The organism is Promicromonospora sp. NPDC052451, assembly GCF_044547525.1.
Taxonomy (GTDB): domain Bacteria; phylum Actinomycetota; class Actinomycetes; order Actinomycetales; family Cellulomonadaceae; genus Promicromonospora.
Window position 1 is genome coordinate 156,812 of record NZ_JBIUAP010000013.1, and the last position, 24,524, is coordinate 181,335.

Annotated in this window: 34 protein-coding genes; all 34 read left to right on the forward strand. The window is 67.5% G+C overall.

Translation table 11 applies throughout. From position 1 onward, the window contains the following. Positions 1 to 30: 30 nt before the first annotated feature. The 34 genes from ACIG47_RS21165 to rpsK all read left to right on the forward strand — a co-directional run bounded on the left by ACIG47_RS21165 (position 31) and on the right by rpsK (position 24,336). The gene (locus ACIG47_RS21165; protein ID WP_397417196.1) at positions 31 to 3,915 is read left to right on the forward strand and encodes a DNA-directed RNA polymerase subunit beta'; all 3,885 of its coding nucleotides are present in this window, start codon (positions 31 to 33) and stop codon (positions 3,913 to 3,915) included. A gap of 466 nt (positions 3,916 to 4,381) precedes the next feature. Further along, positions 4,382 to 4,756, forward strand: a complete 375-nt coding sequence (rpsL, locus tag ACIG47_RS21170) for a 30S ribosomal protein S12 (protein ID WP_020016109.1) — start codon at positions 4,382 to 4,384, stop codon at positions 4,754 to 4,756. Then, positions 4,756 to 5,226 carry a 30S ribosomal protein S7 gene (gene rpsG, locus ACIG47_RS21175; RefSeq protein WP_119139920.1) on the forward strand — a complete coding sequence of 157 codons (471 nt, stop codon included), beginning with the start codon at positions 4,756 to 4,758 and terminating at the stop codon, positions 5,224 to 5,226. Before rpsL ends, rpsG begins: the two co-directional genes overlap by 1 nt. 92 nt (positions 5,227 to 5,318) lie before the next feature. After that, positions 5,319 to 7,421, forward strand: coding sequence for an elongation factor G (fusA, locus tag ACIG47_RS21180; RefSeq protein ID WP_397417193.1), 2,103 nt, complete (start codon positions 5,319 to 5,321; stop codon positions 7,419 to 7,421). Positions 7,422 to 7,544: 123 nt separating this feature from the next. Then, positions 7,545 to 8,741 (forward strand): elongation factor Tu, encoded by a 1,197-nt coding sequence (tuf, locus tag ACIG47_RS21185; protein WP_397417191.1) that lies wholly within the window; start codon positions 7,545 to 7,547, stop codon positions 8,739 to 8,741. 522 nt (positions 8,742 to 9,263) lie between these two features. Next, complete coding sequence (gene rpsJ, locus ACIG47_RS21190; RefSeq protein WP_019146773.1) at positions 9,264 to 9,572, forward strand: 30S ribosomal protein S10; 309 nt, start codon at positions 9,264 to 9,266, stop codon at positions 9,570 to 9,572. 14 nt (positions 9,573 to 9,586) lie between these two features. After that, positions 9,587 to 10,240, forward strand: coding sequence for a 50S ribosomal protein L3 (gene rplC, locus ACIG47_RS21195; RefSeq protein WP_397417189.1), 654 nt, complete (start codon positions 9,587 to 9,589; stop codon positions 10,238 to 10,240). Between the two features lie 8 nt (positions 10,241 to 10,248). Beyond that, positions 10,249 to 10,950 carry a 50S ribosomal protein L4 gene (gene rplD / locus ACIG47_RS21200; protein WP_397417186.1) on the forward strand — a complete coding sequence of 234 codons (702 nt, stop codon included), beginning with the start codon at positions 10,249 to 10,251 and terminating at the stop codon, positions 10,948 to 10,950. Then, on the forward strand, positions 10,947 to 11,249 hold the full coding sequence (gene rplW, locus ACIG47_RS21205) for a 50S ribosomal protein L23 (RefSeq protein ID WP_020016115.1): 303 nt from the start codon (positions 10,947 to 10,949) through the stop codon (positions 11,247 to 11,249). The genes rplD and rplW overlap by 4 nt, the downstream gene beginning before the upstream one ends. A 31-nt stretch (positions 11,250 to 11,280) precedes the next feature. Continuing rightward, a complete protein-coding gene (rplB, locus tag ACIG47_RS21210; RefSeq protein ID WP_020016116.1) occupies positions 11,281 to 12,117 on the forward strand; it encodes a 50S ribosomal protein L2 in 837 nt (278 codons plus the stop codon). A 14-nt stretch (positions 12,118 to 12,131) separates the two neighbouring features. Further along, complete coding sequence (gene rpsS / locus ACIG47_RS21215; RefSeq protein ID WP_020016117.1) at positions 12,132 to 12,413, forward strand: 30S ribosomal protein S19; 282 nt, start codon at positions 12,132 to 12,134, stop codon at positions 12,411 to 12,413. A gap of 68 nt (positions 12,414 to 12,481) precedes the next feature. Next, positions 12,482 to 12,853, forward strand: a complete 372-nt coding sequence (rplV, locus tag ACIG47_RS21220) for a 50S ribosomal protein L22 (RefSeq protein WP_397433047.1) — start codon at positions 12,482 to 12,484, stop codon at positions 12,851 to 12,853. Continuing rightward, a complete protein-coding gene (gene rpsC / locus ACIG47_RS21225; RefSeq protein WP_397417177.1) occupies positions 12,853 to 13,680 on the forward strand; it encodes a 30S ribosomal protein S3 in 828 nt (275 codons plus the stop codon). Before rplV ends, rpsC begins: the two co-directional genes overlap by 1 nt. A 2-nt stretch (positions 13,681 to 13,682) precedes the next feature. After that, the gene (rplP, locus tag ACIG47_RS21230; RefSeq protein WP_119139900.1) at positions 13,683 to 14,099 is read left to right on the forward strand and encodes a 50S ribosomal protein L16; all 417 of its coding nucleotides are present in this window, start codon (positions 13,683 to 13,685) and stop codon (positions 14,097 to 14,099) included. Next, positions 14,099 to 14,338, forward strand: coding sequence for a 50S ribosomal protein L29 (rpmC, locus tag ACIG47_RS21235; RefSeq protein WP_116673593.1), 240 nt, complete (start codon positions 14,099 to 14,101; stop codon positions 14,336 to 14,338). Before rplP ends, rpmC begins: the two co-directional genes overlap by 1 nt. A gap of 4 nt (positions 14,339 to 14,342) precedes the next feature. Beyond that, on the forward strand, positions 14,343 to 14,630 hold the full coding sequence (gene rpsQ / locus ACIG47_RS21240; RefSeq protein ID WP_253835551.1) for a 30S ribosomal protein S17: 288 nt from the start codon (positions 14,343 to 14,345) through the stop codon (positions 14,628 to 14,630). Positions 14,631 to 14,763: 133 nt separating this feature from the next. Then, entirely contained in the window at positions 14,764 to 15,132 is a 369-nt protein-coding gene (gene rplN / locus ACIG47_RS21245) for a 50S ribosomal protein L14 (RefSeq protein WP_020016123.1), read from the forward strand. A 2-nt stretch (positions 15,133 to 15,134) separates the two neighbouring features. Continuing rightward, on the forward strand, positions 15,135 to 15,476 hold the full coding sequence (gene rplX, locus ACIG47_RS21250) for a 50S ribosomal protein L24 (RefSeq protein WP_020016124.1): 342 nt from the start codon (positions 15,135 to 15,137) through the stop codon (positions 15,474 to 15,476). Beyond that, positions 15,476 to 16,048 (forward strand): 50S ribosomal protein L5, encoded by a 573-nt coding sequence (rplE, locus tag ACIG47_RS21255; RefSeq protein WP_397417174.1) that lies wholly within the window; start codon positions 15,476 to 15,478, stop codon positions 16,046 to 16,048. The genes rplX and rplE overlap by 1 nt, the downstream gene beginning before the upstream one ends. Before the next feature lies 1 nt (position 16,049). Further along, on the forward strand, positions 16,050 to 16,235 hold the full coding sequence (locus ACIG47_RS21260; protein WP_020016126.1) for a type Z 30S ribosomal protein S14: 186 nt from the start codon (positions 16,050 to 16,052) through the stop codon (positions 16,233 to 16,235). A gap of 75 nt (positions 16,236 to 16,310) precedes the next feature. Next, positions 16,311 to 16,709 (forward strand): 30S ribosomal protein S8, encoded by a 399-nt coding sequence (gene rpsH, locus ACIG47_RS21265; RefSeq protein ID WP_119139892.1) that lies wholly within the window; start codon positions 16,311 to 16,313, stop codon positions 16,707 to 16,709. A gap of 21 nt (positions 16,710 to 16,730) precedes the next feature. Beyond that, positions 16,731 to 17,267, forward strand: a complete 537-nt coding sequence (gene rplF, locus ACIG47_RS21270; RefSeq protein WP_119139890.1) for a 50S ribosomal protein L6 — start codon at positions 16,731 to 16,733, stop codon at positions 17,265 to 17,267. 2 nt (positions 17,268 to 17,269) lie between these two features. Further along, positions 17,270 to 17,641 carry a 50S ribosomal protein L18 gene (rplR, locus tag ACIG47_RS21275; protein WP_397417170.1) on the forward strand — a complete coding sequence of 124 codons (372 nt, stop codon included), beginning with the start codon at positions 17,270 to 17,272 and terminating at the stop codon, positions 17,639 to 17,641. Between the two features lie 31 nt (positions 17,642 to 17,672). Then, the gene (rpsE, locus tag ACIG47_RS21280; protein ID WP_397417167.1) at positions 17,673 to 18,326 is read left to right on the forward strand and encodes a 30S ribosomal protein S5; all 654 of its coding nucleotides are present in this window, start codon (positions 17,673 to 17,675) and stop codon (positions 18,324 to 18,326) included. Beyond that, positions 18,326 to 18,508, forward strand: a complete 183-nt coding sequence (gene rpmD / locus ACIG47_RS21285) for a 50S ribosomal protein L30 (RefSeq protein ID WP_020016131.1) — start codon at positions 18,326 to 18,328, stop codon at positions 18,506 to 18,508. The genes rpsE and rpmD overlap by 1 nt, the downstream gene beginning before the upstream one ends. Positions 18,509 to 18,510: 2 nt before the next feature. Beyond that, on the forward strand, positions 18,511 to 18,963 hold the full coding sequence (rplO, locus tag ACIG47_RS21290) for a 50S ribosomal protein L15 (protein WP_026365835.1): 453 nt from the start codon (positions 18,511 to 18,513) through the stop codon (positions 18,961 to 18,963). Positions 18,964 to 19,176: 213 nt separating this feature from the next. Beyond that, positions 19,177 to 20,472 carry a preprotein translocase subunit SecY gene (gene secY, locus ACIG47_RS21295; RefSeq protein ID WP_397417163.1) on the forward strand — a complete coding sequence of 432 codons (1,296 nt, stop codon included), beginning with the start codon at positions 19,177 to 19,179 and terminating at the stop codon, positions 20,470 to 20,472. A gap of 80 nt (positions 20,473 to 20,552) precedes the next feature. Beyond that, positions 20,553 to 21,110, forward strand: a complete 558-nt coding sequence (locus ACIG47_RS21300; RefSeq protein WP_397417330.1) for an adenylate kinase — start codon at positions 20,553 to 20,555, stop codon at positions 21,108 to 21,110. Between the two features lie 3 nt (positions 21,111 to 21,113). Beyond that, the gene (map, locus tag ACIG47_RS21305) at positions 21,114 to 22,001 is read left to right on the forward strand and encodes a type I methionyl aminopeptidase (protein WP_397433049.1); all 888 of its coding nucleotides are present in this window, start codon (positions 21,114 to 21,116) and stop codon (positions 21,999 to 22,001) included. 189 nt (positions 22,002 to 22,190) lie between these two features. Next, entirely contained in the window at positions 22,191 to 22,511 is a 321-nt protein-coding gene (locus ACIG47_RS21310) for a hypothetical protein (RefSeq protein ID WP_397433050.1), read from the forward strand. 332 nt (positions 22,512 to 22,843) lie between these two features. Next, entirely contained in the window at positions 22,844 to 23,065 is a 222-nt protein-coding gene (gene infA / locus ACIG47_RS21315) for a translation initiation factor IF-1 (protein WP_029290613.1), read from the forward strand. A gap of 128 nt (positions 23,066 to 23,193) precedes the next feature. Further along, positions 23,194 to 23,307 (forward strand): 50S ribosomal protein L36, encoded by a 114-nt coding sequence (gene rpmJ, locus ACIG47_RS21320; protein WP_003956441.1) that lies wholly within the window; start codon positions 23,194 to 23,196, stop codon positions 23,305 to 23,307. A gap of 176 nt (positions 23,308 to 23,483) precedes the next feature. Beyond that, positions 23,484 to 23,858, forward strand: a complete 375-nt coding sequence (rpsM, locus tag ACIG47_RS21325) for a 30S ribosomal protein S13 (RefSeq protein ID WP_119139878.1) — start codon at positions 23,484 to 23,486, stop codon at positions 23,856 to 23,858. Positions 23,859 to 23,931: 73 nt separating this feature from the next. Beyond that, positions 23,932 to 24,336 (forward strand): 30S ribosomal protein S11, encoded by a 405-nt coding sequence (gene rpsK / locus ACIG47_RS21330; RefSeq protein WP_020016139.1) that lies wholly within the window; start codon positions 23,932 to 23,934, stop codon positions 24,334 to 24,336. Positions 24,337 to 24,524 lie beyond the last annotated feature (188 nt).

Sequence of the window (24,524 nt, forward strand, 5' to 3'; positions counted from 1 at the left end):
ATTTTCGAGAACTTCAGGAAGTAGGACATCTTGCTCGACGTCAACGTCTTCGACGAGCTGCGTATCGGCCTCGCCACGGCCGAGGACATCCGTGCCTGGTCGCACGGTGAGGTGAAGAAGCCCGAGACCATCAACTACCGCACCCTCAAGCCGGAGAAGGACGGGCTCTTCTGCGAGAAGATCTTCGGCCCCACCCGTGACTGGGAGTGCTACTGCGGCAAGTACAAGCGCGTGCGCTTCAAGGGCATCATCTGCGAGCGCTGCGGTGTCGAGGTCACGCGCTCCAAGGTGCGCCGTGAGCGCATGGGCCACATCGAGCTGGCCGCCCCCGTCACGCACATCTGGTTCTTCAAGGGCGTGCCGTCCCGCCTGGGCTACCTGCTGGACCTCGCCCCGAAGGACCTGGAGAAGGTCATCTACTTCGCGGCGTACATGATCACCTCGGTCGACGAGGAGGCGCGCCAGGAGGACCTGCCCAACCTGCAGAACGAGATCGACCTCGAGAAGAAGGAGATCTCCGACCGCCGGGACAACGACATCAACACCCGCGCCCAGAAGCTCGAGGCCGACCTGGCCGAGCTCGAGGCCGAGGGTGCCAAGGCCGACGCGCGCCGCAAGGTGCGCGACTCCGCCGAGCGCGAGATGGCTCAGATCCGCAAGCGCGCGGACCAGGAGCTGGACCGCCTCGAGCAGGTCTGGGACCGGTTCAAGAACCTCAAGGTCGCCGACCTCGAGGGCGACGAGATGCTGTACCGCCAGCTCCAGGACCGCTACGGCACCTACTTCGAGGGTGCGATGGGCGCGAACGCGATCCAGCAGCGCCTGCAGAACTTCGACCTGGAGGCCGAGGCCGAGTCCCTGCGCGAGACCATCCGCTCGGGCAAGGGCCAGCGCAAGACCCGCGCCCTCAAGCGCCTCAAGGTCGTGAACGCGTTCCTGACGACCACCAACTCGCCCACGGCGATGGTGCTCGACGCCGTCCCGGTCATCCCGCCGGACCTGCGCCCGATGGTGCAGCTCGACGGTGGCCGGTTCGCGACGTCGGACCTGAACGACCTGTACCGCCGCGTCATCAACCGGAACAACCGCCTCAAGCGGCTCCTGGACCTGGGCGCGCCGGAGATCATCGTCAACAACGAGAAGCGGATGCTCCAGGAGGCCGTGGACTCGCTGTTCGACAACGGCCGTCGTGGTCGCCCGGTCACGGGCCCCGGCAACCGTCCGCTGAAGTCGATCTCCGACATGCTCAAGGGCAAGCAGGGCCGGTTCCGTCAGAACCTGCTCGGCAAGCGCGTCGACTACTCGGGCCGTTCGGTCATCGTCGTCGGCCCGCAGCTCAAGCTGCACCAGTGCGGTCTGCCCAAGCAGATGGCGCTCGAGCTGTTCAAGCCGTTCGTCATGAAGCGGCTCGTGGAGCTGAACCACGCGCAGAACATCAAGAGCGCCAAGCGCATGGTCGAGCGCACCCGCCCCGTGGTCTGGGACGTGCTCGAAGAGGTCATCACGGAGCACCCCGTGCTCCTGAACCGTGCGCCGACGCTGCACCGCCTGGGCATCCAGGCGTTCGAGCCGCAGCTCGTCGAGGGCAAGGCCATCCACCTGCACCCGCTCGTCTGCGGCGCGTTCAACGCCGACTTCGACGGTGACCAGATGGCCGTGCACCTGCCCCTGAGCGCCGAGGCGCAGGCCGAGGCCCGCATCCTCATGCTCTCGAGCAACAACATCCTCAAGCCGTCGGACGGCCGTCCGGTGACCATGCCCTCGCAGGACATGATCATCGGTCTGCACCACCTCACGAGCGACCGTCCGGGCGCCGTGGGCGAGGGTCGTGCGTTCGGTTCCGTGGCCGAGGCCATCATGGCCTTCGACCGGGGCGAGCTGGACATCAACGCCAAGATCAAGCTTCGGATGTCGGACCTCGTGCCGCCGCTGAAGGACTTCGAGGCGCCCGAGGGCTGGGAGCAGGGGCAGCAGCTCCTGTTCGACACCACCCTCGGCCGGTACCTGTTCAACGAGGCGCTGCCCGTCGACTACCCGTACGAGAACGGTGTGGCCGACAAGAAGCGCCTGTCGACGATCGTCAACGACCTCGCGGAGCGGTACCCGAAGGTGGAGGTGGCCGCGGCGCTGGACGCGCTGAAGGACGCCGGCTACCGCTGGGCCACGCGCTCCGGTGTCACGATCGCCATCTCGGACGTCGCGGCACCGACCGTCAAGGGCGAGATCCTCGACGAGCACGAGGCCCGGGCCCTCAAGGTCCAGCAGCAGTTCGACAAGGGTCTGATCACCGACGACGAGCGCCGTCAGGAGCTCATCGAGATCTGGACGCAGGCCACCGACCGCGTCGCCTCGGCGATGCGGGAGAACCTCGAGAGCGACCAGCGCAACACCGTCATGCGCATGGTGGGCTCGGGTGCCCGTGGTAACTGGATGCAGGTCCGTCAGATCGCCGGTATGCGCGGTCTCGTGGCGAACCCGAAGGGCGAGATCATCCCTCGTCCGATCAAGTCCAACTACCGCGAGGGCCTGTCCGTCCTCGAGTACTTCATCGCGACGCACGGTGCCCGTAAGGGTCTGGCCGACACGGCCCTCCGTACGGCGGACTCGGGCTACCTGACCCGTCGTCTGGTGGACGTCTCGCAGGACGTCATCATCCGCGAGGAGGACTGCGGCACCGAGCGTGGCCTCACGCTGCCCGTCGCGGAGAAGCTGCCGGACGGCTCGCTCGTCCCGCACGACCGCGTCGAGACCAGCATCTACTCGCGTACCTTCGCGACCGACGTGGTGGACGCCGACGGCAACGTCATCGCGGCCGCCGGTTCGGACGCGGGCGACGTCATCATCGACAAGGTCATCGCCGCGGGCATCGAGAACGTCAAGGTCCGTTCGGTCCTGACGTGCGAGTCCCGCGTCGGTACCTGCGCCAAGTGCTACGGCCGCTCCCTGGCCACGGGTCTGCTCGTGGACATCGGCGAGGCCGTCGGCATCATCGCGGCGCAGTCGATCGGTGAGCCGGGCACGCAGCTGACGATGCGTACCTTCCACACCGGTGGTGTGGCCGCGGCCGAGGACATCACGCAGGGTCTGCCGCGTGTCACCGAGCTCTTCGAGGCCCGCACCCCCAAGGGTGAGGCGCCCATCGCGGAGTACACGGGTCGCGTGACGATCGAGGACACCGAGCGGACGCGTCACCTCGTGCTGACGCCGGACGACGGTGGCGAGGAGATCAAGTACCCGGTCACGAAGCGTGCGCGCCTCAAGATCGCGGACGGCGACCACGTGACGGTCGGTACCCAGCTCGTCCAGGGTGCCGTCGACCCGAAGAAGGTGCTGCGCATCCTCGGCCCCCGTGCCACGCAGACGCACCTGGTGGACCAGGTCCAGGAGACCTACCGCAGCCAGGGTGTGGACATCCACGACAAGCACATCGAGGTCATCGTGCGGCAGATGCTGCGTCGCGTGACCGTGCTCGACTCGGGTGACTCGCAGCTGCTGCCGGGTGAGCTCGCGGAGCGCATGCGCTTCGAGGACGCGAACCGCAAGGCCGTGTCGGAGGGTGGCCAGCCGGCCGCCGGCCGTCCGGAGCTGATGGGTATCACGAAGGCGTCGCTCGCGACCGACTCGTGGCTCTCGGCGGCCTCCTTCCAGGAGACCACCCGGGTGCTCACCGAGGCGTCGATGAGCGGTCGTCGCGACCCGCTGCTGGGCCTCAAGGAGAACGTCATCATCGGTAAGCTCATCCCGGCCGGTACGGGTCTGCCCCGTTACCGCAACGTCGAGGTCGAGCCCACCGAGCAGGCCAAGGCCGAGCTCTACCCGAGCTTCGGCTACGACGAGATCGACTTCCCGACGCTCGGCATGGGCTCGGGCGAGGCGATCCCGCTGGAGGACCTGGACCTCGGCGACTTCCGCTGATCCGGTCCTGACCGCGAAGTAGCGAACCTGTCAGAAGCGCGCTGACGTGTCAGACGTGCAGGTCATTCCCGTGACCTGCACGTCTGGGACGGCGGGGGCATCTGGCAGGTTCGCTCGCTTGTTCCCGCGGTTTCTCGGGCGCACCTCACACCCGATTCGTTTTGACCCCCCGTAAACACGCGGGTAACCTAGGAGTCCGTGCCTGCGCCGTCGGGCCGCACCTCCTGAAGGCCGCCGCAAGGCGGCTTCGGAAGCGGCCGATGTGAGTGCGTGGGCACCCCGGCGAGAACCTCCCGGGGCACGTCGTGCCCCGACGGCGGAGCCGGGCCATCGAGCCGGTGGTAAGTGGCGTAGCAGTCCCCGTGGGGGCTGTGGGTGCCGCATGCGATCGGCACGCACAAGCCAGAACCATCGACGGGGACGCCGGCAGGGCGTCGCCGAAGCTCAAGAAGACGACGGAGACGTAGTGCCTACGATCCAGCAGCTCGTCCGCAAGGGGCGGACCTCGAAGGCCGGGAAGTCGAAGACCCCGGCCCTCAAGGGTTCCCCGCAGCGGCGCGGCGTGTGCACCCGTGTGTACACCACCACCCCCAAGAAGCCGAACTCGGCCCTCCGCAAGGTCGCCCGTGTGAAGCTCTCCTCGCAGGTCGAGGTCACCGCGTACATCCCCGGTGTCGGCCACAACCTCCAGGAGCACTCCATCGTGCTCGTGCGTGGTGGCCGTGTGAAGGACCTCCCCGGTGTCCGCTACAAGATCGTCCGCGGCGCGCTCGACACGCAGGGCGTGAAGGGCCGCAAGCAGGCTCGGTCCCGTTACGGCGCCAAGAAGGAGAAGAGCTGATGCCCCGCAAGGGTCCGGCCCCGAAGCGGCCGCTCATCGTCGACCCGGTGTACGGGTCCCCGGTCGTCACGCAGCTGATCAACAAGGTCCTGCTCGACGGCAAGAAGTCGACCGCCGAGGCGATCGTCTACGGTGCGCTCGAGGGCGTCCGTGCCAAGACCGACGGTGACCCGGTCGTCGTGCTCAAGCGCGCGCTCGACAACGTCCGTCCCGCGCTCGAGGTGCGTTCGCGCCGCGTCGGTGGTGCCACGTACCAGGTGCCGGTCGACGTGCGCCCGGCTCGCGCCACGACGCTCGCGCTGCGCTGGCTCACCGACTTCTCCCGCGCTCGTCGCGAGAAGACGATGACCGAGCGCCTGATGAACGAGATCCTCGACGCGTCGAACGGTCTCGGTGCCGCGGTCAAGCGCCGCGAGGACATGCACAAGATGGCCGACTCCAACAAGGCCTTCGCGCACTACCGCTGGTAGTAGCTTCCGAACGGCCCCGGGTGACCCCCGGGGCCGTCGGTGGATGCAGCCGCCGGCTCCCCACCCACCTTTAGACCAAGGGGTAAGACACCGTGGCACTCGACGTGCTGACCGACCTGAACAAGGTCCGCAACATCGGCATCATGGCCCACATCGATGCCGGCAAGACCACGACGACCGAGCGCATCCTGTTCTACACGGGTGTGAACTACAAGATCGGTGAGACGCACGACGGCGCGTCGACGATGGACTGGATGGAGCAGGAGCAGGAGCGCGGCATCACGATCACGTCCGCCGCGACGACCTGCTACTGGAAGAACAACCAGATCAACATCATCGACACGCCGGGTCACGTCGACTTCACGGTCGAGGTGGAGCGTTCGCTCCGCGTGCTCGACGGTGCCGTTGCCGTGTTCGACGGCAAGGAGGGTGTCGAGCCCCAGTCGGAGACCGTGTGGCGCCAGGCGGACAAGTACGACGTCCCGCGCATCTGCTTCGTCAACAAGATGGACAAGCTCGGTGCGGACTTCTACTTCACCGTGGACACCATCATCAACCGCCTCAAGGCGAAGCCGCTCGTCATCCAGCTCCCGATCGGTGCTGAGAACGACTTCGAGGGCGTCGTCGACCTGGTCGAGATGAAGGCGCTCACGTGGCGCGGCGACACCAAGATGGGCGAGGAGTACGAGGTCGAGGAGATCCCGGCCGACCTCCAGGAGAAGGCGGAGGAGTACCGCGCCCAGCTGGTCGAGGCCGTCGCCGAGACCGACGAGGAGCTCCTGGAGAAGTACCTCGGTGGTGAGGAGCTGACGGTCGCCGAGATCAAGGGCGGCATCCGCAAGCTCGTCATCAACTCGGAGGCCTTCCCGGTCCTGTGCGGCTCGGCGTTCAAGAACAAGGGCGTGCAGCCCATGCTCGACGCCGTGATCGACTACCTGCCCTCGCCGCTCGACGTCCCCTCCATCGAGGGCCACGACGTCAAGGACGAGGAGAAGGTCGTCGTGCGGCACGCGGACGCCACGGAGCCGTTCTCGGCGCTGGCGTTCAAGGTCGCGTCGCACCCGTTCTTCGGCAAGCTCACCTACGTCCGCGTCTACTCCGGCAAGGTCGCCCAGGGCGCCCAGGTCCAGAACTCGACCAAGGGCAAGAAGGAGCGCATCGGGAAGCTCTTCCAGATGCACTCCAACAAGGAGAACCCGGTCGAGGAGGCGCAGGCCGGCCACATCTACGCGTTCATCGGGCTCAAGGACGTCACCACCGGTGACACCCTGAGCGACCCGGCGAACCCGGTGATCCTGGAGTCGATGACCTTCCCGGAGCCGGTCATCGACGTGGCCATCGAGCCGAAGACGAAGGCCGACCAGGAGAAGCTGTCGACCGCCATCCAGAAGCTCGCCGAGGAGGACCCGACCTTCCGCGTGAAGCTGGACGAGGAGACCGGCCAGACCGTCATCGGCGGTATGGGCGAGCTCCACCTCGACATCCTCGTCGACCGCATGCGTCGCGAGTTCAAGGTCGAGGCGAACGTCGGCAAGCCGCAGGTCGCGTACCGCGAGACGATCCGCCGGGTGGCGGAGAAGATCGACTACACGCACAAGAAGCAGACCGGTGGTTCCGGCCAGTTCGCCAAGGTCCAGGTGACCTTCGCGCCGCTGGAGACGACGGAGGGCGAGCTCTACGAGTTCGAGAACGCCGTCACCGGTGGTCGTATCCCGCGCGAGTACATCCCGTCCGTGGACGCCGGTATCCAGGCGGCCATGCAGCAGGGTGTGCTGGCCGGCTTCCCCGTGGTCGGCGTGAAGGCGACGCTGATCGACGGTGCCTACCACGACGTCGACTCCTCGGAGATGGCGTTCAAGATCGCCGGTTCGATGGTCTTCAAGGAAGGCGTCAAGCGCGCCGACCCGGTCCTGCTCGAGCCGGTCATGGCCGTCGAGGTGCGTACGCCCGAGGAATACATGGGCGACGTGATCGGCGACATCAACTCCCGACGTGGCATGATCCAGTCCATGGAGGACGCGACCGGTGTCAAGGTCGTTCGCGCCCAGGTGCCGCTGAGCGAGATGTTCGGCTACATCGGTGACCTGCGGTCGAAGACCCAGGGTCGCGCGGTGTACTCGATGCAGTTCGACAGCTATGCCGAGGTTCCCAAGGCGGTTGCCGAAGAGATCATCAAGAAGACCCGGGGCGAGTGAGTCCCCACAGGTCGACCCGCACAACCAACCTGTAGGAAAAACCGCAACGCCCCGCAGTTGTAGGCTTCTTGGCCGAGCATCTGCAACGTTCGGAACATCTACCCAAGTCCCAGGAGGACCCCAGTGGCTAAGGCCAAGTTCGAGCGGACCAAGCCGCACGTCAACATCGGCACGATCGGTCACGTCGACCACGGCAAGACGACGCTGACCGCGGCGATCTCGAAGACCCTCGCGGACAAGTACCCGGACCTGCCGGCGAACGTCCAGCGCAACTTCGACGAGATCGACGCCGCGCCGGAGGAGAAGCAGCGCGGTATCACGATCAACATTGCGCACATCGAGTACGAGACGCCCAAGCGTCACTACGCGCACGTTGACGCCCCGGGTCACGCCGACTACATCAAGAACATGATCACCGGTGCCGCCCAGATGGACGGCGCGATCCTGGTGGTCGCCGCCACCGACGGTCCGATGGCCCAGACGCGTGAGCACGTGCTGCTCGCCCGCCAGGTCGGCGTGCCCTACCTGCTCGTGGCGCTCAACAAGGCCGACATGGTCGACGACGAGGAGATCCTCGAGCTCGTCGAGATGGAGGTCCGCGAGCTGCTGTCGTCGCAGGAGTTCGACGGCGACAACGCTCCCGTCGTCCGCGTCTCGGGCCTCAAGGCCCTCGAGGGTGACCCCGAGTGGGTCGAGAAGGTCCTCGAGCTGATGGAGGCCGTGGACGAGAACGTCCCGGAGCCGCAGCGTGACCTGGACAAGCCGTTCCTCATGCCGATCGAGGACGTCTTCACGATCACCGGTCGTGGCACCGTCGTGACCGGTAAGGTCGAGCGTGGCACGCTGGACATCAACTCCGACGTCGAGATCGTCGGTATCCGCGAGCCGCAGAAGACCACGGTCACCGGTATCGAGACGTTCCACAAGCAGATGGACCAGGCTCAGGCCGGCGACAACACCGGTCTGCTCCTGCGCGGCATCAAGCGCGAGGACGTCGAGCGCGGCCAGGTCGTCGTGAAGCCGGGTTCGATCACCCCGCACACGAACTTCGAGGCTCAGGTCTACATCCTGGGCAAGGACGAGGGTGGCCGTCACAACCCGTTCTACTCGAACTACCGCCCGCAGTTCTACTTCCGCACCACGGACGTCACCGGCGTCATCACGCTGCCCGAGGGCACCGAGATGGTCATGCCCGGCGACAACACCGAGATGACGGTCGAGCTGATCCAGCCGATCGCCATGGAGGAGGGCCTGGGCTTCGCCATCCGCGAGGGTGGCCGCACGGTCGGTTCCGGCCGTGTCACCAAGATCCTCAAGTGATCTTGGAGCACAGGTTCATCTGACGGAAGTCAGCTGACACGAGGGGGCCCGGGCGCTTCGGCGTCCGGGCCCCTTCGCGCACGTAGCGGGCGTCACACGCGCTCCGTTTGGCCGATGCCAGGACGTGTGGCAAGATTGCATAGTTGCCTGTAACAGGCGCGCTCTTTCAAGTGTCGAACAGTGTGCAGAACCGCAGTCCTCGGTCCGGTCAGTCCGGACCGACAGAGGCTGGAGCGGTCACCCACCCGGGGAGAAGTCCGGGTAAGGGGTCGCGGGTTGTCGCCTGTTTCGATCTGTACAGGGCGCCCCGCGGAGCACACGTTCTCCGGATCTCCGGAGGCACTGTTCCGAGCAGGCTCGGCAAACGTCGTGGTCGGTCCCGGTCTCGTACCAGGGCAGATCACTTCCCAACGGCCCCGGCACCAGGAATGGTGCTCTGCGCCCGGCTGTGCCGCTCCAAGCGACACGCCCGAGTGCGTGGGTCGGTCAGTAGCGGTTCGAGAGAGAGAGTCAGACGACGCCATGGCGGGACAGAAGATCCGCATCCGGCTCAAGTCCTACGACCACGAGGTCATCGACAGCTCGGCGCGCAAGATCGTCGACACGGTGACTCGCGCTGGTGCGACGGTCGTGGGTCCGGTGCCGCTGCCGACGGAGAAGAACGTCTTCGTCGTGATCCGGTCGCCTCACAAGTACAAGGACAGCCGCGAGCACTTCGAGATGCGTACGCACAAGCGGCTCATCGACATCATCGATCCCACGCCCAAGGCCGTCGACTCGCTCATGCGACTCGACCTGCCGGCGGACGTGAACATCGAGATCAAGCTCTGAGGCTGGAGGACATCATGACCAACCAGCAGAAGAACGTGACCGCGTTGCTCGGGACCAAGCTCGGTATGACCCAGCTCTGGGACGAGGCGGGTCGCCTCGTGCCGGTGACCGTGGTCTCCGTGGGCACGAACGTGGTGACCCAGATCCGCACGGTGGACACCGACGGCTACGCGGCTGTGCAGCTCGCGGCCGGCCAGGTGGACCCGCGCAAGGTCACCAAGCCCCTCAAGGGCCACTTCGAGAAGGCCGGTGTGACGCCGCGTCGTCACGTCGCCGAGATCCGCACCGAGAACGCGTCCGAGTTCACGCTCGGCCAGGAGATCACCGCCGAGGTGTTCGAGGCCGGTGCCGTGGTCGACGTGGTCGGCACCACCAAGGGCAAGGGCACCGCCGGTGTCATGAAGCGCCACGGCTTCGCCGGCGTGAGCGCCTCGCACGGTGCGCACCGCAACCACCGCAAGCCGGGTTCGATCGGTGGCGCCTCGACGCCGTCGCGAGTCTTCAAGGGCCTGCGGATGGCTGGTCGGATGGGTAACGCCCGTCAGACCACCCAGAACCTGACCGTTCACGCGGTCGACGCCGAGAAGGGTCTGCTGCTCGTCAAGGGCGCGGTTCCCGGCCCCAAGGGTGGCGTCGTCCTCGTGCGTAACGCCGCGAAGGGAGCGTGACCGCAGCCATGACCACGCAGACCGCTCTGTCCGTGGACGTCGTCGACGCCCAGGGCAAGAAGTCCGGCACGGCCGAGCTCCCCGCTGAGGTGTTCGACGTCGCCGTGAACGTCCCGCTGATCCACCAGGTGGTCGTCGCGCAGCGCGCCGCCGCCCGCCAGGGGACGCACGCCACCAAGACCCGCGGCGAGGTCCGCGGTGGTGGCAAGAAGCCGTACAAGCAGAAGGGCACCGGCCGCGCCCGTCAGGGTTCGACCCGCGCCCCGCAGTTCGCCGGCGGTGGCACCGTCCACGGCCCGCAGCCGCGCAAGTACGACCAGCGCACCCCGAAGAAGATGAAGGCCGCCGCCCTGCGTGGCGCTCTCTCGGACCGCGCCCGTGCCGGTCGCGTGCACGTCGTCACCGGCTTCGGCCTGGACGGCGCACCGTCGACCAAGACGGCGCTCGGCACGATCGCGAAGCTGACCACGCGCGAGCACGTGCTCGTCGTGACCCAGCGGGACGACGAGATCACGATCAAGTCGCTGCGCAACGTCCCCGAGGTGCACCTCCTGGTCGCCGACCAGCTGAACACCTACGACGTGCTCGTCTCCGACGACGTCATCTTCACCGAGGGCGCGCTCGCCGCGTTCCTCGAGGGCCCGGCCAAGGGCGCGAAGGCTGTCGCCACGGAGTCCGAGGCCGAGACCGCTGAGGAGACCGCAAAGTGAGCGTCACCGTGAAGGACCCGCGCGACATCCTGCTCGCGCCGGTCGTCTCCGAGAAGAGCTACAACCTTCTCGACGAGGGCAAGTACACCTTCATCGTGGACCCGAGCGCCAACAAGACCGAGATCAAGATCGCGATCGAGAAGGTCTTCAGCGTCAAGGTCGCCTCGGTGAACACGATCAACCGCAAGGGCAAGACGCGTCGCACGCGTTTCGGCCTCGGCAAGCGCAAGGACACGAAGCGTGCGATCGTCACCCTCCGCGAGGGCACGATCGACATCTTCGGCGGTCCGGTCGGCTGAGCTGACGAGAGACGATTGAGGACAGGTTTCCATGGGAATCCGTAAGTACAAGCCGACGACGCCCGGCCGTCGTGGCTCCAGCGTCGCCGACTTCGTCGAGGTCACGCGCTCGCAGCCCGAGAAGTCGCTGATCCGCCCGCTGAGCAAGACCGGTGGTCGTAACAACACCGGTCGCATCACGACGCGGCACAAGGGTGGCGGCCACAAGCGCGCCTACCGCGTCATCGACTTCCGTCGCCACGACAAGGACGGCGTGCCCGCGAAGGTCGCTCACATCGAGTACGACCCCAACCGCACGGCTCGCATCGCGCTCCTGCACTACGCGGACGGCGAGAAGCGCTACATCATCGCGCCGAACAAGCTGTCGCAGGGCGACCGCATCGAGGCCGGTGCAGGCGCCGACATCAAGCCCGGCAACAACCTGCCGCTGCGCAACATCCCGACCGGTACGGTCATCCACGCCATCGAGCTCCGGCCCGGCGGCGGTGCGAAGATCGCGCGTTCGGCTGGTGCGTCGGTGCAGCTCGTTGCCAAGGACGGCCCGTACGCGCAGCTGCGCATGCCGTCCGGCGAGATCCGCAACGTCGACCTGCGCTGCCGCGCGACGGTCGGCGAGGTCGGCAACGCCGAGCAGTCGAACATCAACTGGGGCAAGGCCGGCCGCATGCGCTGGAAGGGCAAGCGCCCGACCGTCCGTGGTGTCGCCATGAACCCGGTCGACCACCCCCACGGTGGTGGTGAGGGTAAGACGTCCGGTGGTCGTCACCCCGTCAGCCCCTGGGGCCAGGCGGAGGGTCGTACCCGCCGTCCGAACAAGTCGAGCGACCGGATGATCGTCCGTCGCCGTCGTACCGGCAAGAAGCGCTGATAGGAGCCTGAAACATGCCTCGTAGCCTGAAGAAGGGCCCCTTCGTCGACGGCCACCTCCAGAAGAAGGTGGACGTCCAGAACGAGAAGGGGACCAAGAACGTCATCAAGACCTGGTCCCGTCGGTCGGTCGTCACGCCCGACTTTCTCGGTCACACCTTTGCCGTGCACGACGGTCGCAAGCACGTCCCGGTCTTCGTGACCGAGGCGATGGTCGGCCACAAGCTCGGCGAGTTCGCTCCCACGCGGACCTTCCGCGGCCACGTGAAGGACGACAGGAAGGGTCGTCGCCGCTGAGGCGTGGGGATCTCCCCACCCACAGCAGTGATGACCTGGACTGTCTGAGAAAAGGAAGCAGGACAGCAATGGAAGCCAAGGCGCAGGCGCGGTTCGTCCGTGTCACGCCCCAGAAGGCCCGGCGCGTCGTGGACCTCATCCGTGGCAAGCAGGCCTCTGAGGCCGTCGCGGTGCTGAAGTTCGCACCGCAGGCCGCCAGCGAGCCGATCCGCAAGGTTGTGGAGAGCGCGATCGCCAACGCTCGGGTGAAGGCCGACCGCGCCAGCGAGCGCTTCGACGAGAACGACCTGGTCGTCTCCGTCGCGTTCGTCGACGAGGGGCCGACGCTCAAGCGGTTCCGCCCGCGGGCTCAGGGACGTGCCACGCGCATCCTCAAGCGCACGAGCCACGTCACCGTGGTGATCGCCGACAAGCAGACCGTCAAGGAAGGGGCCCGATAGTGGGACAGAAGGTTCACCCGCACGGGTACCGCCTCGGTATCACCACCGACCACCGGTCGCGCTGGTTCGCCGACAGCACCAAGCCTGGTCAGCGGTACCGCGACTACGTCCGTGAGGACGTGCAGATCCGCAAGCTCATGGGCACCGGCCTCGAGCGGGCCGGCATCTCCAAGGTCGAGATCGAGCGCACCCGCGACCGCGTCCGCGTGGACATCCACACGGCGCGTCCGGGCATCGTGATCGGCCGCCGGGGTGCCGAGGCCGACCGCATCCGCGGCGAGCTCGAGAAGCTTACGGGCAAGCAGGTCCAGCTCAACATCCTCGAGGTCAAGAACGCCGAGATCGACGCGCAGCTGGTTGCTCAGGGCATCGCCGAGCAGCTCGCCAGCCGTGTCTCCTTCCGTCGTGCGATGCGCAAGGGCATGCAGTCCGCGCAGCGCGCCGGCGCGAAGGGCATCCGCGTGCAGGTCTCGGGTCGCCTCGGCGGCGCCGAGATGAGCCGTTCGGAGTTCTACCGCGAGGGCCGTGTGCCCCTGCACACGCTCCGTGCGTACATCGACTTCGGCTTCTACGAGGCCCGCACCACGTTCGGCCGTATCGGCGTGAAGGTGTGGATCTACAAGGGCGAGGTCACCGAGAAGGAGTTCGCCGCCCAGCAGGCCACCGCCGCTCCCCGTCAGGGTCGTGGCCGTGGCGAGCGCGGTGAGCGTGGCGGCGAGCGTCGTGGCGGCCGTCGCAACGAGCGTCCGGCCGAGCGCAGCGCAGAGTCCGCCCCCGCGGCGGAGGCCGCTGCCGCTCCGGCCGCAGAGACCGGAACGGAGGCCTGACCATGCTGATCCCGCGCAGGGTCAAGCACCGCAAGCAGCACCACCCGTCGCGCTCCGGCGCGGCCAAGGGTGGCACCCAGATCGCGTTCGGCGACTTCGGCATCCAGGCTCTGGAGCCGGCGTACGTCACCAACCGCCAGATCGAGGCGGCGCGTATCGCGATGACTCGTCACATCAAGCGTGGCGGCAAGGTGTGGATCAACATCTACCCGGACCGTCCGCTGACCAAGAAGCCTGCCGAGACCCGCATGGGTTCCGGTAAGGGTTCGCCGGAGTGGTGGGTCGCCAACGTCAAGCCCGGCCGCGTCGTCTTCGAGCTGGCCGGTGTTGACGAGTCCCTTGCTCGCGAGGCCATGCGCCGCGCGATGCACAAGCTCCCGATGAAGTGCCGTTTCGTGGTGCGCGAGGGTGGTGTCTGATGGCTATCGGTACGCAGGGGCTGGCCCCCATCGATCTGGATGGCATGGACGACGAGACTCTCGTCGCCAAGCTGAAGGAAGCCAAGGAGGAGCTGTTCAACCTCCGCTTCCAGTCGGCGACCGGCCAGCTCGAGAGCCACGGCCGGCTCAAGGCCGTGCGTCGCGACATCGCCCGGATCTACACGATCCTGCGCGAGCGCGAGCTCGGTATCCGTACGGCTCCGAGCGTGAGTGAGTGAGGCAATGAGCGAGAACACGACTGCTGAGGCCGCGCAGGCCCAGCGCACGACGCGTAAGGTGCGCCGTGGCTACGTGGTCAGCGACAAGATGGACAAGACCATCGTGGTCGAGGTCGAGGACCGGGTGAAGCACCCGCTCTACGGCAAGGTCATCCGTCGCACCAACAAGGTCAAGGCGCACGACGAGCAGAACACCGCCGGCATCGGCGACCTGGTCGTCATCATGGAGACCCGCCCGCTGTCCGCTACCAAGCGGTGGCGTCTGGTGGAGATCGCCGAGAAGGCCAAGTAAGACTTCTCTTCCCGCCGGGGGCGGTGCGTGACACACGTACGCGTGGCGCCCCCGGCACAGCAACTATCCGTTCGACCAGGCTCGCCGGAAGCAGTCCGAGCGAGAACCAGTTCGACGACAGGAGTTCACTCACATGATCCAGCAGGAGTCGCGACTTCGGGTCGCCGACAACACGGGTGCCAAGGAGATCCTCTGCATCCGCGTTCTCGGTGGCTCCGGCCGTCGCTACGCCGGTATCGGCGACACCATCGTCGCCACCGTCAAGGACGCGATCCCGGGCGGCAACGTGAAGAAGGGCGACGTCATCAAGGCCGTCGTCGTCCGGACCGCCAAGGAGCGCCGCCGTCCCGACGGTTCCTACATCAAGTTCGACGAGAACGCCGCCGTCATCCTGAAGAACGACGGCGAGCCTCGCGGCACCCGTATCTTCGGCCCGGTCGGCCGTGAGCTGCGCGACAAGCGGTTCATGAAGATCATCTCGCTGGCCCCGGAGGTGCTCTGACCATGGCGAAGATCAAGAAGGGCGACCAGGTCATCGTGATCTCGGGTCGCGACAAGGGCAAGACCGGCCGCGTGCTCGAGGTCCTCAAGGACTCCGACCGCCTCGTGGTCGAGGGCGTGCAGCGCGTCACGAAGCACACCAAGGTGGGCCAGTCGCAGCGCGGCACCCGTACCGGTGGCATCGAGACGGTCGAGGCGCCGATCCACGTGAGCAACGTGATGATCGTCGACCCGGAGACCAAGAAGGGCACCCGGGTCGGGTACCGCCTCGAGCAGGTGGAGCGTGACGGTCGTACCAAGACCGTCCGAATCCGCGTCGCGAAGCGCTCCGGGAAGGACATCTGATGACCGAGACGACCATCGAGGCCCCGGCCCAGCCGCGCCTCAAGCTGAAGTACCGCGAGGAGATCCTCCCGGCGCTGATCGAGGAGTTCGGCCACAAGAACGTGCACCAGGCCGGCGGTCTCACCAAGATCGTCGTGAACATGGGTGTCGGCGACGCGGCCAAGGACTCGAAGCTCATCGAGGGCGCGATCCGCGACCTCTCGGCGATCACCGGTCAGAAGCCGCAGGTCACCAAGGCTCGCAAGTCGATCGCGCAGTTCAAGCTGCGCGAGGGCATGCCGATCGGCGCGCACGTGACGCTCCGTGGCGACCGGATGTGGGAGTTCCTCGACCGCCTGCTGGCGATCGCCCTCCCGCGTATCCGCGACTTCCGCGGTCTGTCGCCCAAGCAGTTCGACGGGCACGGCAACTACACCTTCGGTCTCACGGAGCAGTCGATGTTCCACGAGATCGACCAGGACAAGATCGACCGGGTCCGCGGTATGGACATCACGGTCGTGACGACGGCGACGACCGACGACGAGGGCCGCTCCCTGCTGCGCCGTCTCGGCTTCCCCTTCAAGGAGAACTGACATGGCGAAGAAGGCCCTGATCAACAAGGCGGCCGGCAAGCCGAAGTTCGCGGTTCGCGCCTACACCCGGTGCCAGAAGTGCGGTCGCCCGCACTCCGTCTACCGCAAGTTCGGCCTGTGCCGCATCTGCGTGCGGGAGATGGCCCACCGTGGCGAGCTTCCCGGCGTCACCAAGAGCAGCTGGTAACACAACTACGCCGTAGGTCCGCCCGGCCGAGCATGGCCGTCCGGATACCCCGGTGAGGAAGGGCAAGAGCCCGATATGACTATGACCGACCCGATCGCAGACATGCTGACCCGTCTGCGGAACGCGAACTCGGCGCACCACGACACGGTCACCATGCCGTCGTCGAAGCTGAAGACGCACATTGCTGAGATCCTGCAGGCCGAGGGCTACATCGCCGGCTGGACCGTGGAGGACGCCCAGGTGGGCAAGTCCCTCACGATCGAGCTGAAGTACGGCCAGAACCGGGAGCGCGCCCTCGCGGGCGTTCGCCGCATCTCGAAGCCCGGCCTGCGCGTCTACCGCAAGTCCACCGAACTGCCCAAGGTCCTCGGCGGCCTGGGCGTGGCGATCCTGTCCACGTCCTCCGGCCTGCTGACCGACCGGCAGGCACAGGCCAAGGGCGTGGGCGGCGAAGTCCTCGCCTACGTCTGGTAATCCGGAAAGGAGAAAACGCCAATGTCTCGAATCGGCAAGCTTCCCGTTCCGGTCCCGGCCGGCGTGGACATCACCGTCAGCGGCGCGCTGGTGACCGTGAAGGGCCCCAAGGGTTCTCTCGAGCACACCGTGCCCGCACCCATCAATGTCGCCCAGGAGGACGCCCAGCTCGTGGTGTCCCGTCCGGACGACGAGCGGAACTCCCGTGCGCTGCACGGCCTGACCCGCACCCTGATCGCCAACATGATCACGGGCGTCACCCAGGGCTACGAGAAGAAGCTCGAGATCGTCGGTACTGGTTACCGCGTCGTGGCGAAGGGTTCGAGCCTCGAGTTCGCGCTCGGCTTCAGCCACCCCGTCGTCGTCGAGCCCCCTGCGGGCGTCACGTTCGCGGTCGAGAGCCCCACCAAGTTCTCGGTCTCGGGCATCGACAAGCAGCAGGTCGGCGAGGTCGCGGCGAACATTCGCAAGATCCGCAAGCCTGAGCCCTACAAGGGCAAGGGCGTGCGCTACGCCGGCGAGAACGTCCGCCGCAAGGTCGGAAAGGCTGGTAAGTGACGATGGCTATCAAGATCCTGGGCAAGGGCAAGGCCGTCGCTCGCCAGCGTCGTCACTCGCGCCTGCGCAAGAAGATCACCGGCACCGCCGTCCGTCCGCGTCTGGTCGTCACCCGCTCCTCGCGCCACATGGTGGCGCAGGTCGTGGACGACACCGTGGGCAAGACCGTCGCCTCGGCGTCGACCCTCGAGGCCGACCTGCGTGCGTTCGACGGCGACAAGACGGCCAAGGCCCGCAAGGTCGGCGAGCTCGTCGCCGAGCGTGCCAAGGCTGTCGGCGTCGACACCGTCGTGTTCGACCGCGGCGGCAACAAGTACCACGGTCGCGTCGCTGCTGTGGCTGACGGCGCCCGCGAGGGCGGTCTGGCCCTGTGATGACCAACGCACGGAAGAAGAGGACTCTCTGATGGCTGCAGGGCAGCGCAGCGGCGCCCCCCAGGGTGCCGCCACCGAGAACAAGGACCGTAACGACCGCCGTGGTGGCGGTCGTCGGGACGACCGTCGCGGCGGGCGCGAGGAGAAGAGCGCCTTCGTCGAGAAGGTCGTCACCATCAACCGCGTCGCCAAGGTCGTCAAGGGCGGCCGTCGCTTCAGCTTCACCGCGCTCGTCGTGGTGGGCGACGGCGACGGCACCGTCGGCGTCGGCTACGGCAAGGCCAAGGAGGTGCCCGCGGCGATCGCCAAGGGTGTCGAGGAGGCGAAGAAGAACTTCTTCCGCGTCCCTCGCATCCAGGGCACCATCCCGCACCCCATCCAGGGTGAGGCCGCCGCCGGTGTCGTGTTCCTGCGTCCGGCGTCGCCGGGTACCGGTGTGATCGCCGGTGGTCCGGTGCGCGCCGTGCTGGAGTGCGCCGGTATCCACGACGTGCTGAGCAAGTCGCTCGGTTCGTCCAACGCGATCAACATCGTGCACGCCACGGTCGCGGCCCTGAAGGGCCTCGAGGAGCCGGCTGCTGTTGCCGCTCGTCGTGGTCTCGCGCTGGAGGACGTGGCCCCGGCCGCGCTCCTGCGGGCCCAGGCCGCCGGTCGTGCCGAGTCGGCTGCGAAGGCAGGTGCGTGATGGCTCGGCTCAAGGTGACCCAGACCAAGTCCGCCATCGGCGGCAAGCAGAACCAGCGTGACACGCTGCGGACGCTCGGCCTCAAGCGGATCGGCGACACCGCCGTGAAGGAGGACCGCGCGGAGATCCGTGGCATGGTCAAGACGGTGGCGCACCTCGTCGCCGTCGAGGAGGTCGAGTGATCATGGCGGAGAACAAGCCGCTGAAGGTCCACCACCTCCGTCCGGCCCCCGGCGCCAAGACCGCGAAGACCCGTGTGGGTCGCGGTGAAGGCTCGAAGGGTAAGACGGCGGGCCGTGGAACCAAGGGTACGAAGGCTCGTTACCAGGTCCCCGCGGGCTTCGAGGGTGGGCAGATGCCTCTGCACATGCGCCTCCCGAAGCTCCGTGGCTTCAAGAACCCGTTCCGGGTCGAGTTCCAGGTCGTGAACCTGGACAAGCTTTCCGAGCTGTTCCCCGAGGGTGGCTCCGTCACCGTCGAGGACCTGGTCGCGAAGGGCGCGGTCCGCAAGGGCCAGCCCGTGAAGGTGCTCGGCAACGGCGACGTCACCGTCAAGCTCGAGATCGCGGTCGACCGCGTCTCGGCGTCCGCCAAGGAGAAGATCCTGGCGGCCGGCGGTACGGTCTCGGAGGCCTGAGACAGCTGACAGGGCCGGCGGCGCGTGAGCGCGGCCGGCCCTGTGTGCTCTCTTGAGTATTTCCCGGAGCGAACGTGGTCCACGGACCCGCGTGAGCAACGTAGAATCCGACACGGTCTGGCTGCACCGTTGTGGTCTGGCCCACGTTCGACACACCTCGCCGGCGTCCCGCCGGCGACACGAGATCCCGCAACGGCGGGCCAGGAGGATAGGGTGCTCAGCGCTTTCGGCCGGGCTTTCCGGACGCCAGACCTGCGGCGCAAGCTGCTGTTCACGATCGCGATCATGGCGATCTTCCGGCTCGGGTCGTTCATCCCGACCCCCGGTGTGGACTATGCGAACGTGCAGCAATGTATCGCCCTCGCGGGTGACAACAGCCTGCTCGGCCTGATCAACGTCTTCAGCGGCGGTGCTCTGCTGCAGCTGTCGATCTTCGCCCTCGGCATCATGCCGTACATCACGGCGAGCATCATCGTGCAGCTGCTTCGCGTGGTCATCCCGCGCTTCGAGGCGCTGCACAAGGAGGGCCAGTCGGGTCAGACCAAGCTGACCCAGTACACCCGCTACCTGACGATCGCCCTCGCGATCCTGCAGTCCACCACCGTCATCACGACGGCGCGCCAGGGCCTGCTGTTCCAGGGTTGCGACCTCGACGTCATCGCGAGCGACAGCATCCTCACCTCGGTCTTCATGGTCATCACCATGACCGCCGGTACCGGCCTTGTCATGTGGCTCGGCGAGCTCATCACCGAGCGCGGCGTCGGCAACGGCATGTCGCTGCTGATCTTCACGTCGATCGCGGCCAGCTTCCCGACCTCGCTGTGGTCGATCGCCGGTGGCGCCAACGGTGCCCTGAACTTCACCATCATGATCCTGGTCATCATCCTGGTGGTCGGCCTCGTGGTGTTCGTCGAGCAGTCGCAGCGGCGCATCCCCGTGCAGTACGCGAAGCGGATGGTGGGGCGCCGGATGTACGGCGGCACCAGCACCTACATCCCGATCAAGATCAACATGTCCGGCGTGATCCCCGTGATCTTCGCGGCGTCGATCCTCGCCATCCCCGGCCTGATCGCCCAGTTCGGCGACCAGACGGAGGAGTGGGTCGTCTGGATCTCGAACAACCTGGTCCAGCAGTCGTCGCCGCTGTACATCGCGATCTACACGCTGATGATCATCTTCTTCTGCTTCTTCTACACCTCGATCACGTTCAACCCGGACGAGGTCGCGGACAACATGAAGAAGTACGGCGGCTTCATCCCCGGCATCCGGGCCGGCCGCCCCACGGCGGAGTACCTCGACTTCGTGATCACCCGCATCACCTCCGCCGGTTCCCTGTACCTTGCGCTGATCGCGCTGATCCCGACGCTGGTGCTCGTCTTCCTGGGCGTCACCACCAGCCTGCCGTTCGGCGGCAGCTCCATCCTCATCGTGGTCGGTGTCGGGCTGGAGACGGTCAAGCAGATCGACTCCCAGCTGCAGCAGCGCCACTACGAAGGATTCCTCCGTTGAGCCAGACTCCCACCACCACCTCTCGCCGCGAGCTGCACGCTCGTCCGGACCAGGAGGGCCAGGTCACGCGTCTGGTCATCATGGGCCCGCAGGGCGCGGGCAAGGGTACGCAGGCCGCCCGCCTCGCCGAGGTCTTCGGCATCGTCCCGATCTCGACGGGTGACATCTTCCGCGCGAACATCGCGGGGGAGACCGAGCTGGGCCGGACCGCGCAGGAGTACACGAACAAGGGTGAGCTCGTCCCGGACGAGGTCACCAACGCCATGGTCCGCGACCGGCTCGGTGAGCCGGACGTGAAGCAGGGCTTCATCCTCGACGGATACCCGCGCAACGCGGCCCAGGTGACGGAGCTCGACCAGATCCTCGCCGGTCTCGGCTGGGAGCTGGACGGCGTCATCGAGCTGACGGCGGACCGTGCCGAGCTGCTCGCGCGCATCGCCAAGCGCGCGGAGCAGGAGGGTCGCGAGGACGACACCGAGGAGGCCATCGCCCGCCGCCTCGACATCTACGCGGAGCAGACCGCCCCGCTGACGGCGGCGTACGGCGAGCGCAACCTCCTGGTGCAGGTGGACGGCCTGGGCGAGATCTCGGACGTCACCGACCGCATCGTCGCTTCGCTCGCGACGCAGCTGGGCTGAGGCGTGGTCTTCGGCCGGGAGCGGATCGAGTACAAGACGCCGGACCAGGTGCGCCTCATGCGGCGCGCCGGTCTGGTGGTCGCCGACACGCTCGCGGCGGTCCGCTCGGCGGCCCGGCCGGGCATGACCACGGCCGACCTCGACGCCGTCGCCGCGCGGTCGATCGAGGATGCCGGTGCCAAGCCCTCGTTCCTGGGCTACCACGGCTTTCCCGGCGTCATCTGCACGTCGGTGAACGAGGAGGTCATCCACGGCATCCCGGGCGGCCGGGTGCTCGGGGCGGGCGACCTCGTCTCCATCGACTGCGGTGCGATCGTCGAGGGCTGGCACGGTGACTCCGCCATCTCCTTCGTCCTGGGCGCCGAGGGCGCTCTGGACCACAGGCTGCCCGACGACGACCTGGTCGCCGCCGGGGCGGACCTCGCCGACATCGCGCTCGTCCGGGCGACCGACGCGGCCATGTGGGCGGGCATCGCGGCGCTGGCCTCCGGGAAGCGCCTGAACGCCGTGGGCGAGGCGGTCGAGGCGGCGGTCGAGATGGCCGGCGAGTTTGTCGGTACCGAGTACGGGATCGTCGAGGAGTACGTGGGGCACGGCATCGGCAGCGCCATGCACCAGCCCCCGGACGTCCACAACTACAGGACGTCCGGCCAGGGCCCGCGGCTGCGCCCGGGCATGTGTCTGGCCATCGAGCCGATGATCACGCGGGGCGGCGCGGAGACGAGCGTCCTTCAGGACGACTGGACCGTGGTCACCGTCGACGGGTCCCGGGCGGCGCACTGGGAGCACTCGACCGCGATCACGGAGGACGGCATCGTCGTCCTGACCGCGATCGACGGGGGAGCGGAGCGCCTCGGCGTCTTCGGGGTGCAGCCGGTCGACCTCGGCTGAGCGATTCCGTCCCGAGGACTATTTAACCTGGGGTCAGTTGGCTACGATCACCGGGTGACCAAGGAAGCGCACACTCCCTCGGGTGGCACGGCCCCCTCGCGAGCTGGCGCCCGCCCGCGCGGGGAGGCGCCCCGTACGACGCCCGAGCACGCGGTGCCAGGGTCTTCCGGGCGCCCGTGGTACGCCCGGGTGCTTCCCGCCGCCGGCCGGGGCCTGCGGCGCCTCGGCCGCTGGTCGGCGGTATGGGCACGGCGCCTCGTGCCGAGCCCGTTCCTGTGGGTGGGCATCGTGCTCGGGTTCGGCACGTCGCTCCTCGTCTGGGAGTCGGTGCTCCTGCTCGGCGTGGTGGTGTGGCTGGTCGGGGTGTGGCTGTGGACGGCTCGCGGCAGCTCGGTGCTCGTGGCGCTCGGGCTGGGCATGGTGCTCGGCTGGCTCCCGATGCTGTTCTTCCTCGTCGGCAGCCTGCCGCACACGATGATCGGACCACCTGGCGTCGAGTACGACCTGTGACCGGACGCCGGCCGAGCGGCGCCTCGACCGCGGGCACTGCGGGGTGCGTGGCGAGACTCACGGCCCGCGGGCGGCGTCGGCGTGGGCCTGCGCTTTGAATGCTTTCCGAAGTGGCGTAGGCTGGACCGCTGGGTGTAGTCCGTTCAACGCCTCCAGTTCTTGAAAGGGTGCCACGAGCGCCTGCCGGTCCCCGCGCGAGCGGGGCGCAGGTCGAGGCACACGAGGCAGGCGGCACACGGACGCACACGACATCCACACCCGACTGCCGGTTGCGCAGGGTACCTGCGACGCCGTGGGCGTGGAAGCAGTCACGACGAGAGTTAGCGGAGGATATGGCAAAGAAGGACGGTGTCATCGAGATCGAGGGCAGCGTGGTCGAGGCTCTGCCGAACGCGATGTTCCGCGTGGAGCTGTCGAACGGTCACAAGGTTCTCGCGCACATCTCGGGCAAGATGCGGCAGCACTACATCCGGATCCTCCCCGAGGACCGCGTGGTGGTGGAGCTCAGCCCGTACGACCTGTCCCGCGGCCGGATCGTCTACCGCTACAAGTAGTCAGTCCCCGATCCGGGGCTATGTCACTCACGGCCTGGCCAGAGGTGACGTCGCCGCACGATCGACCACCCACGACACTGCCTCGTGCTCACCCGGGCGACCGGACGCGCGTGGCGGAGGAAAATCCGATGAAGGTCAAGCCGAGCGTCAAGAAGATCTGCGACAAGTGCAAGGTGATCCGCCGGCACGGTCGCGTCATGGTGATCTGCGACAACCTGCGCCACAAGCAGCGCCAGGGCTGATCATCCTCCGGGCACCTGCCCGGGCCGGTGGCTGAGGCCACCACCAGCGCACCACCTCGAACCACTCCGCGCGACGCGGGGCGGGGAACCCTCGGTCCGGAGGCCGGGGCCCGTGAGAAACCACGGGATGGCGGTGCGGCAGACCTCCGACGAGCAGTACAGGAGCCGGAAGGCACATGGCACGTCTTATCGGCGTCGACCTCCCCCGCGACAAGCGGCTTGAGGTTGCGCTCACGTACATCTTCGGTGTGGGTCGTACCCGCGCGAAGGAGACCCTGGCCGCCACGGGCATCAGCCCGGACGTCCGCGTGAAGGACCTCGGCGACGCCGAGCTCGTTGCGCTCCGCGACTACCTCGAGGGCAACTACAAGCTCGAGGGTGACCTCCGCCGTGAGGTCGCGGCCGACATCCGCCGCAAGGTCGAGATCGGCACCTACCAGGGCCTGCGCCACCGCCGCGGCCTGCCGGTGCGCGGTCAGCGCACCAAGACCAACGCGCGCACCCGCAAGGGTCCCAAGCGCACCGTTGCGGGCAAGAAGAAGGCCCGCTGACAGCAGTCCGTGGAGCGGTCGCTCGCTGAGCTAGACCGCCCCGGTCCGATCAGACCAGGAGATAGAAGAACAGATGCCTCCCAAGACTCGCGCTGCCGCCGGCCGCAAGCCGCGCCGCAAGGACAAGAAGAACGTCCCGCTCGGCCAGGCGCACATCAAGTCCACCTTCAACAACACGATCATCTCGATCACCGACCCGTCCGGTGCCGTGGTGTCGTGGGCCTCTGCCGGCCACGTCGGCTTCAAGGGCTCCCGCAAGTCCACGCCGTACGCCGCGCAGATGGCCGCCGAGTCGGCCGCTCGCCGCGCGCAGGAGCACGGCGTCAAGAAGGTCGACGTCTTCGTGAAGGGCCCGGGTTCCGGTCGCGAGACCGCCATCCGCTCGCTCCAGGCGACCGGCCTCGAGGTCGGCTCGATCCAGGACGTGACGCCCCAGGCGCACAACGGCTGCCGTCCCCCGAAGCGCCGCCGCGTCTGATGCTTGTCGCACCACGGTGCGGTCGCGCGGCCGCCGGGCCCCGCCCCCCCCCCCCCCGTGGGGCCACCCCGCACCACCCCCGGGGGGCCCCCCCCCCCGCGCGGGCTGAAAGGTGGTGCGAAAAGAACCCACCGATACAGTTGGGGGGGGGGGCCACCCGCCAAAATAAATGGGCGGTGGATGCGCGG

Excerpts from the sequence above, each read along its gene's own strand:
- rpsJ (WP_019146773.1), top strand. The coding sequence starts at position 9,264 with ATGGCGGGACAGAAGATCCGCATCCGGCTCAAGTCCTACGACCACGAG.
- rplV (WP_397433047.1), top strand. The coding sequence starts at position 12,482 with ATGGAAGCCAAGGCGCAGGCGCGGTTCGTCCGTGTCACGCCCCAGAAG.
- rpsK (WP_020016139.1), top strand. The coding sequence starts at position 23,932 with ATGCCTCCCAAGACTCGCGCTGCCGCCGGCCGCAAGCCGCGCCGCAAG.
- rpsQ (WP_253835551.1), top strand. The coding sequence starts at position 14,343 with ATGAGCGAGAACACGACTGCTGAGGCCGCGCAGGCCCAGCGCACGACG.
- rplF (WP_119139890.1), top strand. The coding sequence starts at position 16,731 with ATGTCTCGAATCGGCAAGCTTCCCGTTCCGGTCCCGGCCGGCGTGGAC.
- rpmJ (WP_003956441.1), top strand. The coding sequence starts at position 23,194 with ATGAAGGTCAAGCCGAGCGTCAAGAAGATCTGCGACAAGTGCAAGGTG.
- rpsG (WP_119139920.1), top strand. The coding sequence starts at position 4,756 with ATGCCCCGCAAGGGTCCGGCCCCGAAGCGGCCGCTCATCGTCGACCCG.
- infA (WP_029290613.1), top strand. The coding sequence starts at position 22,844 with ATGGCAAAGAAGGACGGTGTCATCGAGATCGAGGGCAGCGTGGTCGAG.
- ACIG47_RS21260 (WP_020016126.1), top strand. The coding sequence starts at position 16,050 with ATGGCGAAGAAGGCCCTGATCAACAAGGCGGCCGGCAAGCCGAAGTTC.
- rplC (WP_397417189.1), top strand. The coding sequence starts at position 9,587 with ATGACCAACCAGCAGAAGAACGTGACCGCGTTGCTCGGGACCAAGCTC.
- rpmD (WP_020016131.1), top strand. The coding sequence starts at position 18,326 with ATGGCTCGGCTCAAGGTGACCCAGACCAAGTCCGCCATCGGCGGCAAG.
- rplE (WP_397417174.1), top strand. The coding sequence starts at position 15,476 with ATGACCGAGACGACCATCGAGGCCCCGGCCCAGCCGCGCCTCAAGCTG.
- rplX (WP_020016124.1), top strand. The coding sequence starts at position 15,135 with ATGGCGAAGATCAAGAAGGGCGACCAGGTCATCGTGATCTCGGGTCGC.
- rplD (WP_397417186.1), top strand. The coding sequence starts at position 10,249 with ATGACCACGCAGACCGCTCTGTCCGTGGACGTCGTCGACGCCCAGGGC.
- rplB (WP_020016116.1), top strand. The coding sequence starts at position 11,281 with ATGGGAATCCGTAAGTACAAGCCGACGACGCCCGGCCGTCGTGGCTCC.
- rplP (WP_119139900.1), top strand. The coding sequence starts at position 13,683 with ATGCTGATCCCGCGCAGGGTCAAGCACCGCAAGCAGCACCACCCGTCG.
- rpmC (WP_116673593.1), top strand. The coding sequence starts at position 14,099 with ATGGCTATCGGTACGCAGGGGCTGGCCCCCATCGATCTGGATGGCATG.
- rpsH (WP_119139892.1), top strand. The coding sequence starts at position 16,311 with ATGACTATGACCGACCCGATCGCAGACATGCTGACCCGTCTGCGGAAC.
- rpsS (WP_020016117.1), top strand. The coding sequence starts at position 12,132 with ATGCCTCGTAGCCTGAAGAAGGGCCCCTTCGTCGACGGCCACCTCCAG.
- rpsM (WP_119139878.1), top strand. The coding sequence starts at position 23,484 with ATGGCACGTCTTATCGGCGTCGACCTCCCCCGCGACAAGCGGCTTGAG.
- ACIG47_RS21300 (WP_397417330.1), top strand. The coding sequence starts at position 20,553 with ATGGGCCCGCAGGGCGCGGGCAAGGGTACGCAGGCCGCCCGCCTCGCC.
- rplR (WP_397417170.1), top strand. The coding sequence starts at position 17,270 with ATGGCTATCAAGATCCTGGGCAAGGGCAAGGCCGTCGCTCGCCAGCGT.
- rplO (WP_026365835.1), top strand. The coding sequence starts at position 18,511 with ATGGCGGAGAACAAGCCGCTGAAGGTCCACCACCTCCGTCCGGCCCCC.
- rpsE (WP_397417167.1), top strand. The coding sequence starts at position 17,673 with ATGGCTGCAGGGCAGCGCAGCGGCGCCCCCCAGGGTGCCGCCACCGAG.
- rplN (WP_020016123.1), top strand. The coding sequence starts at position 14,764 with ATGATCCAGCAGGAGTCGCGACTTCGGGTCGCCGACAACACGGGTGCC.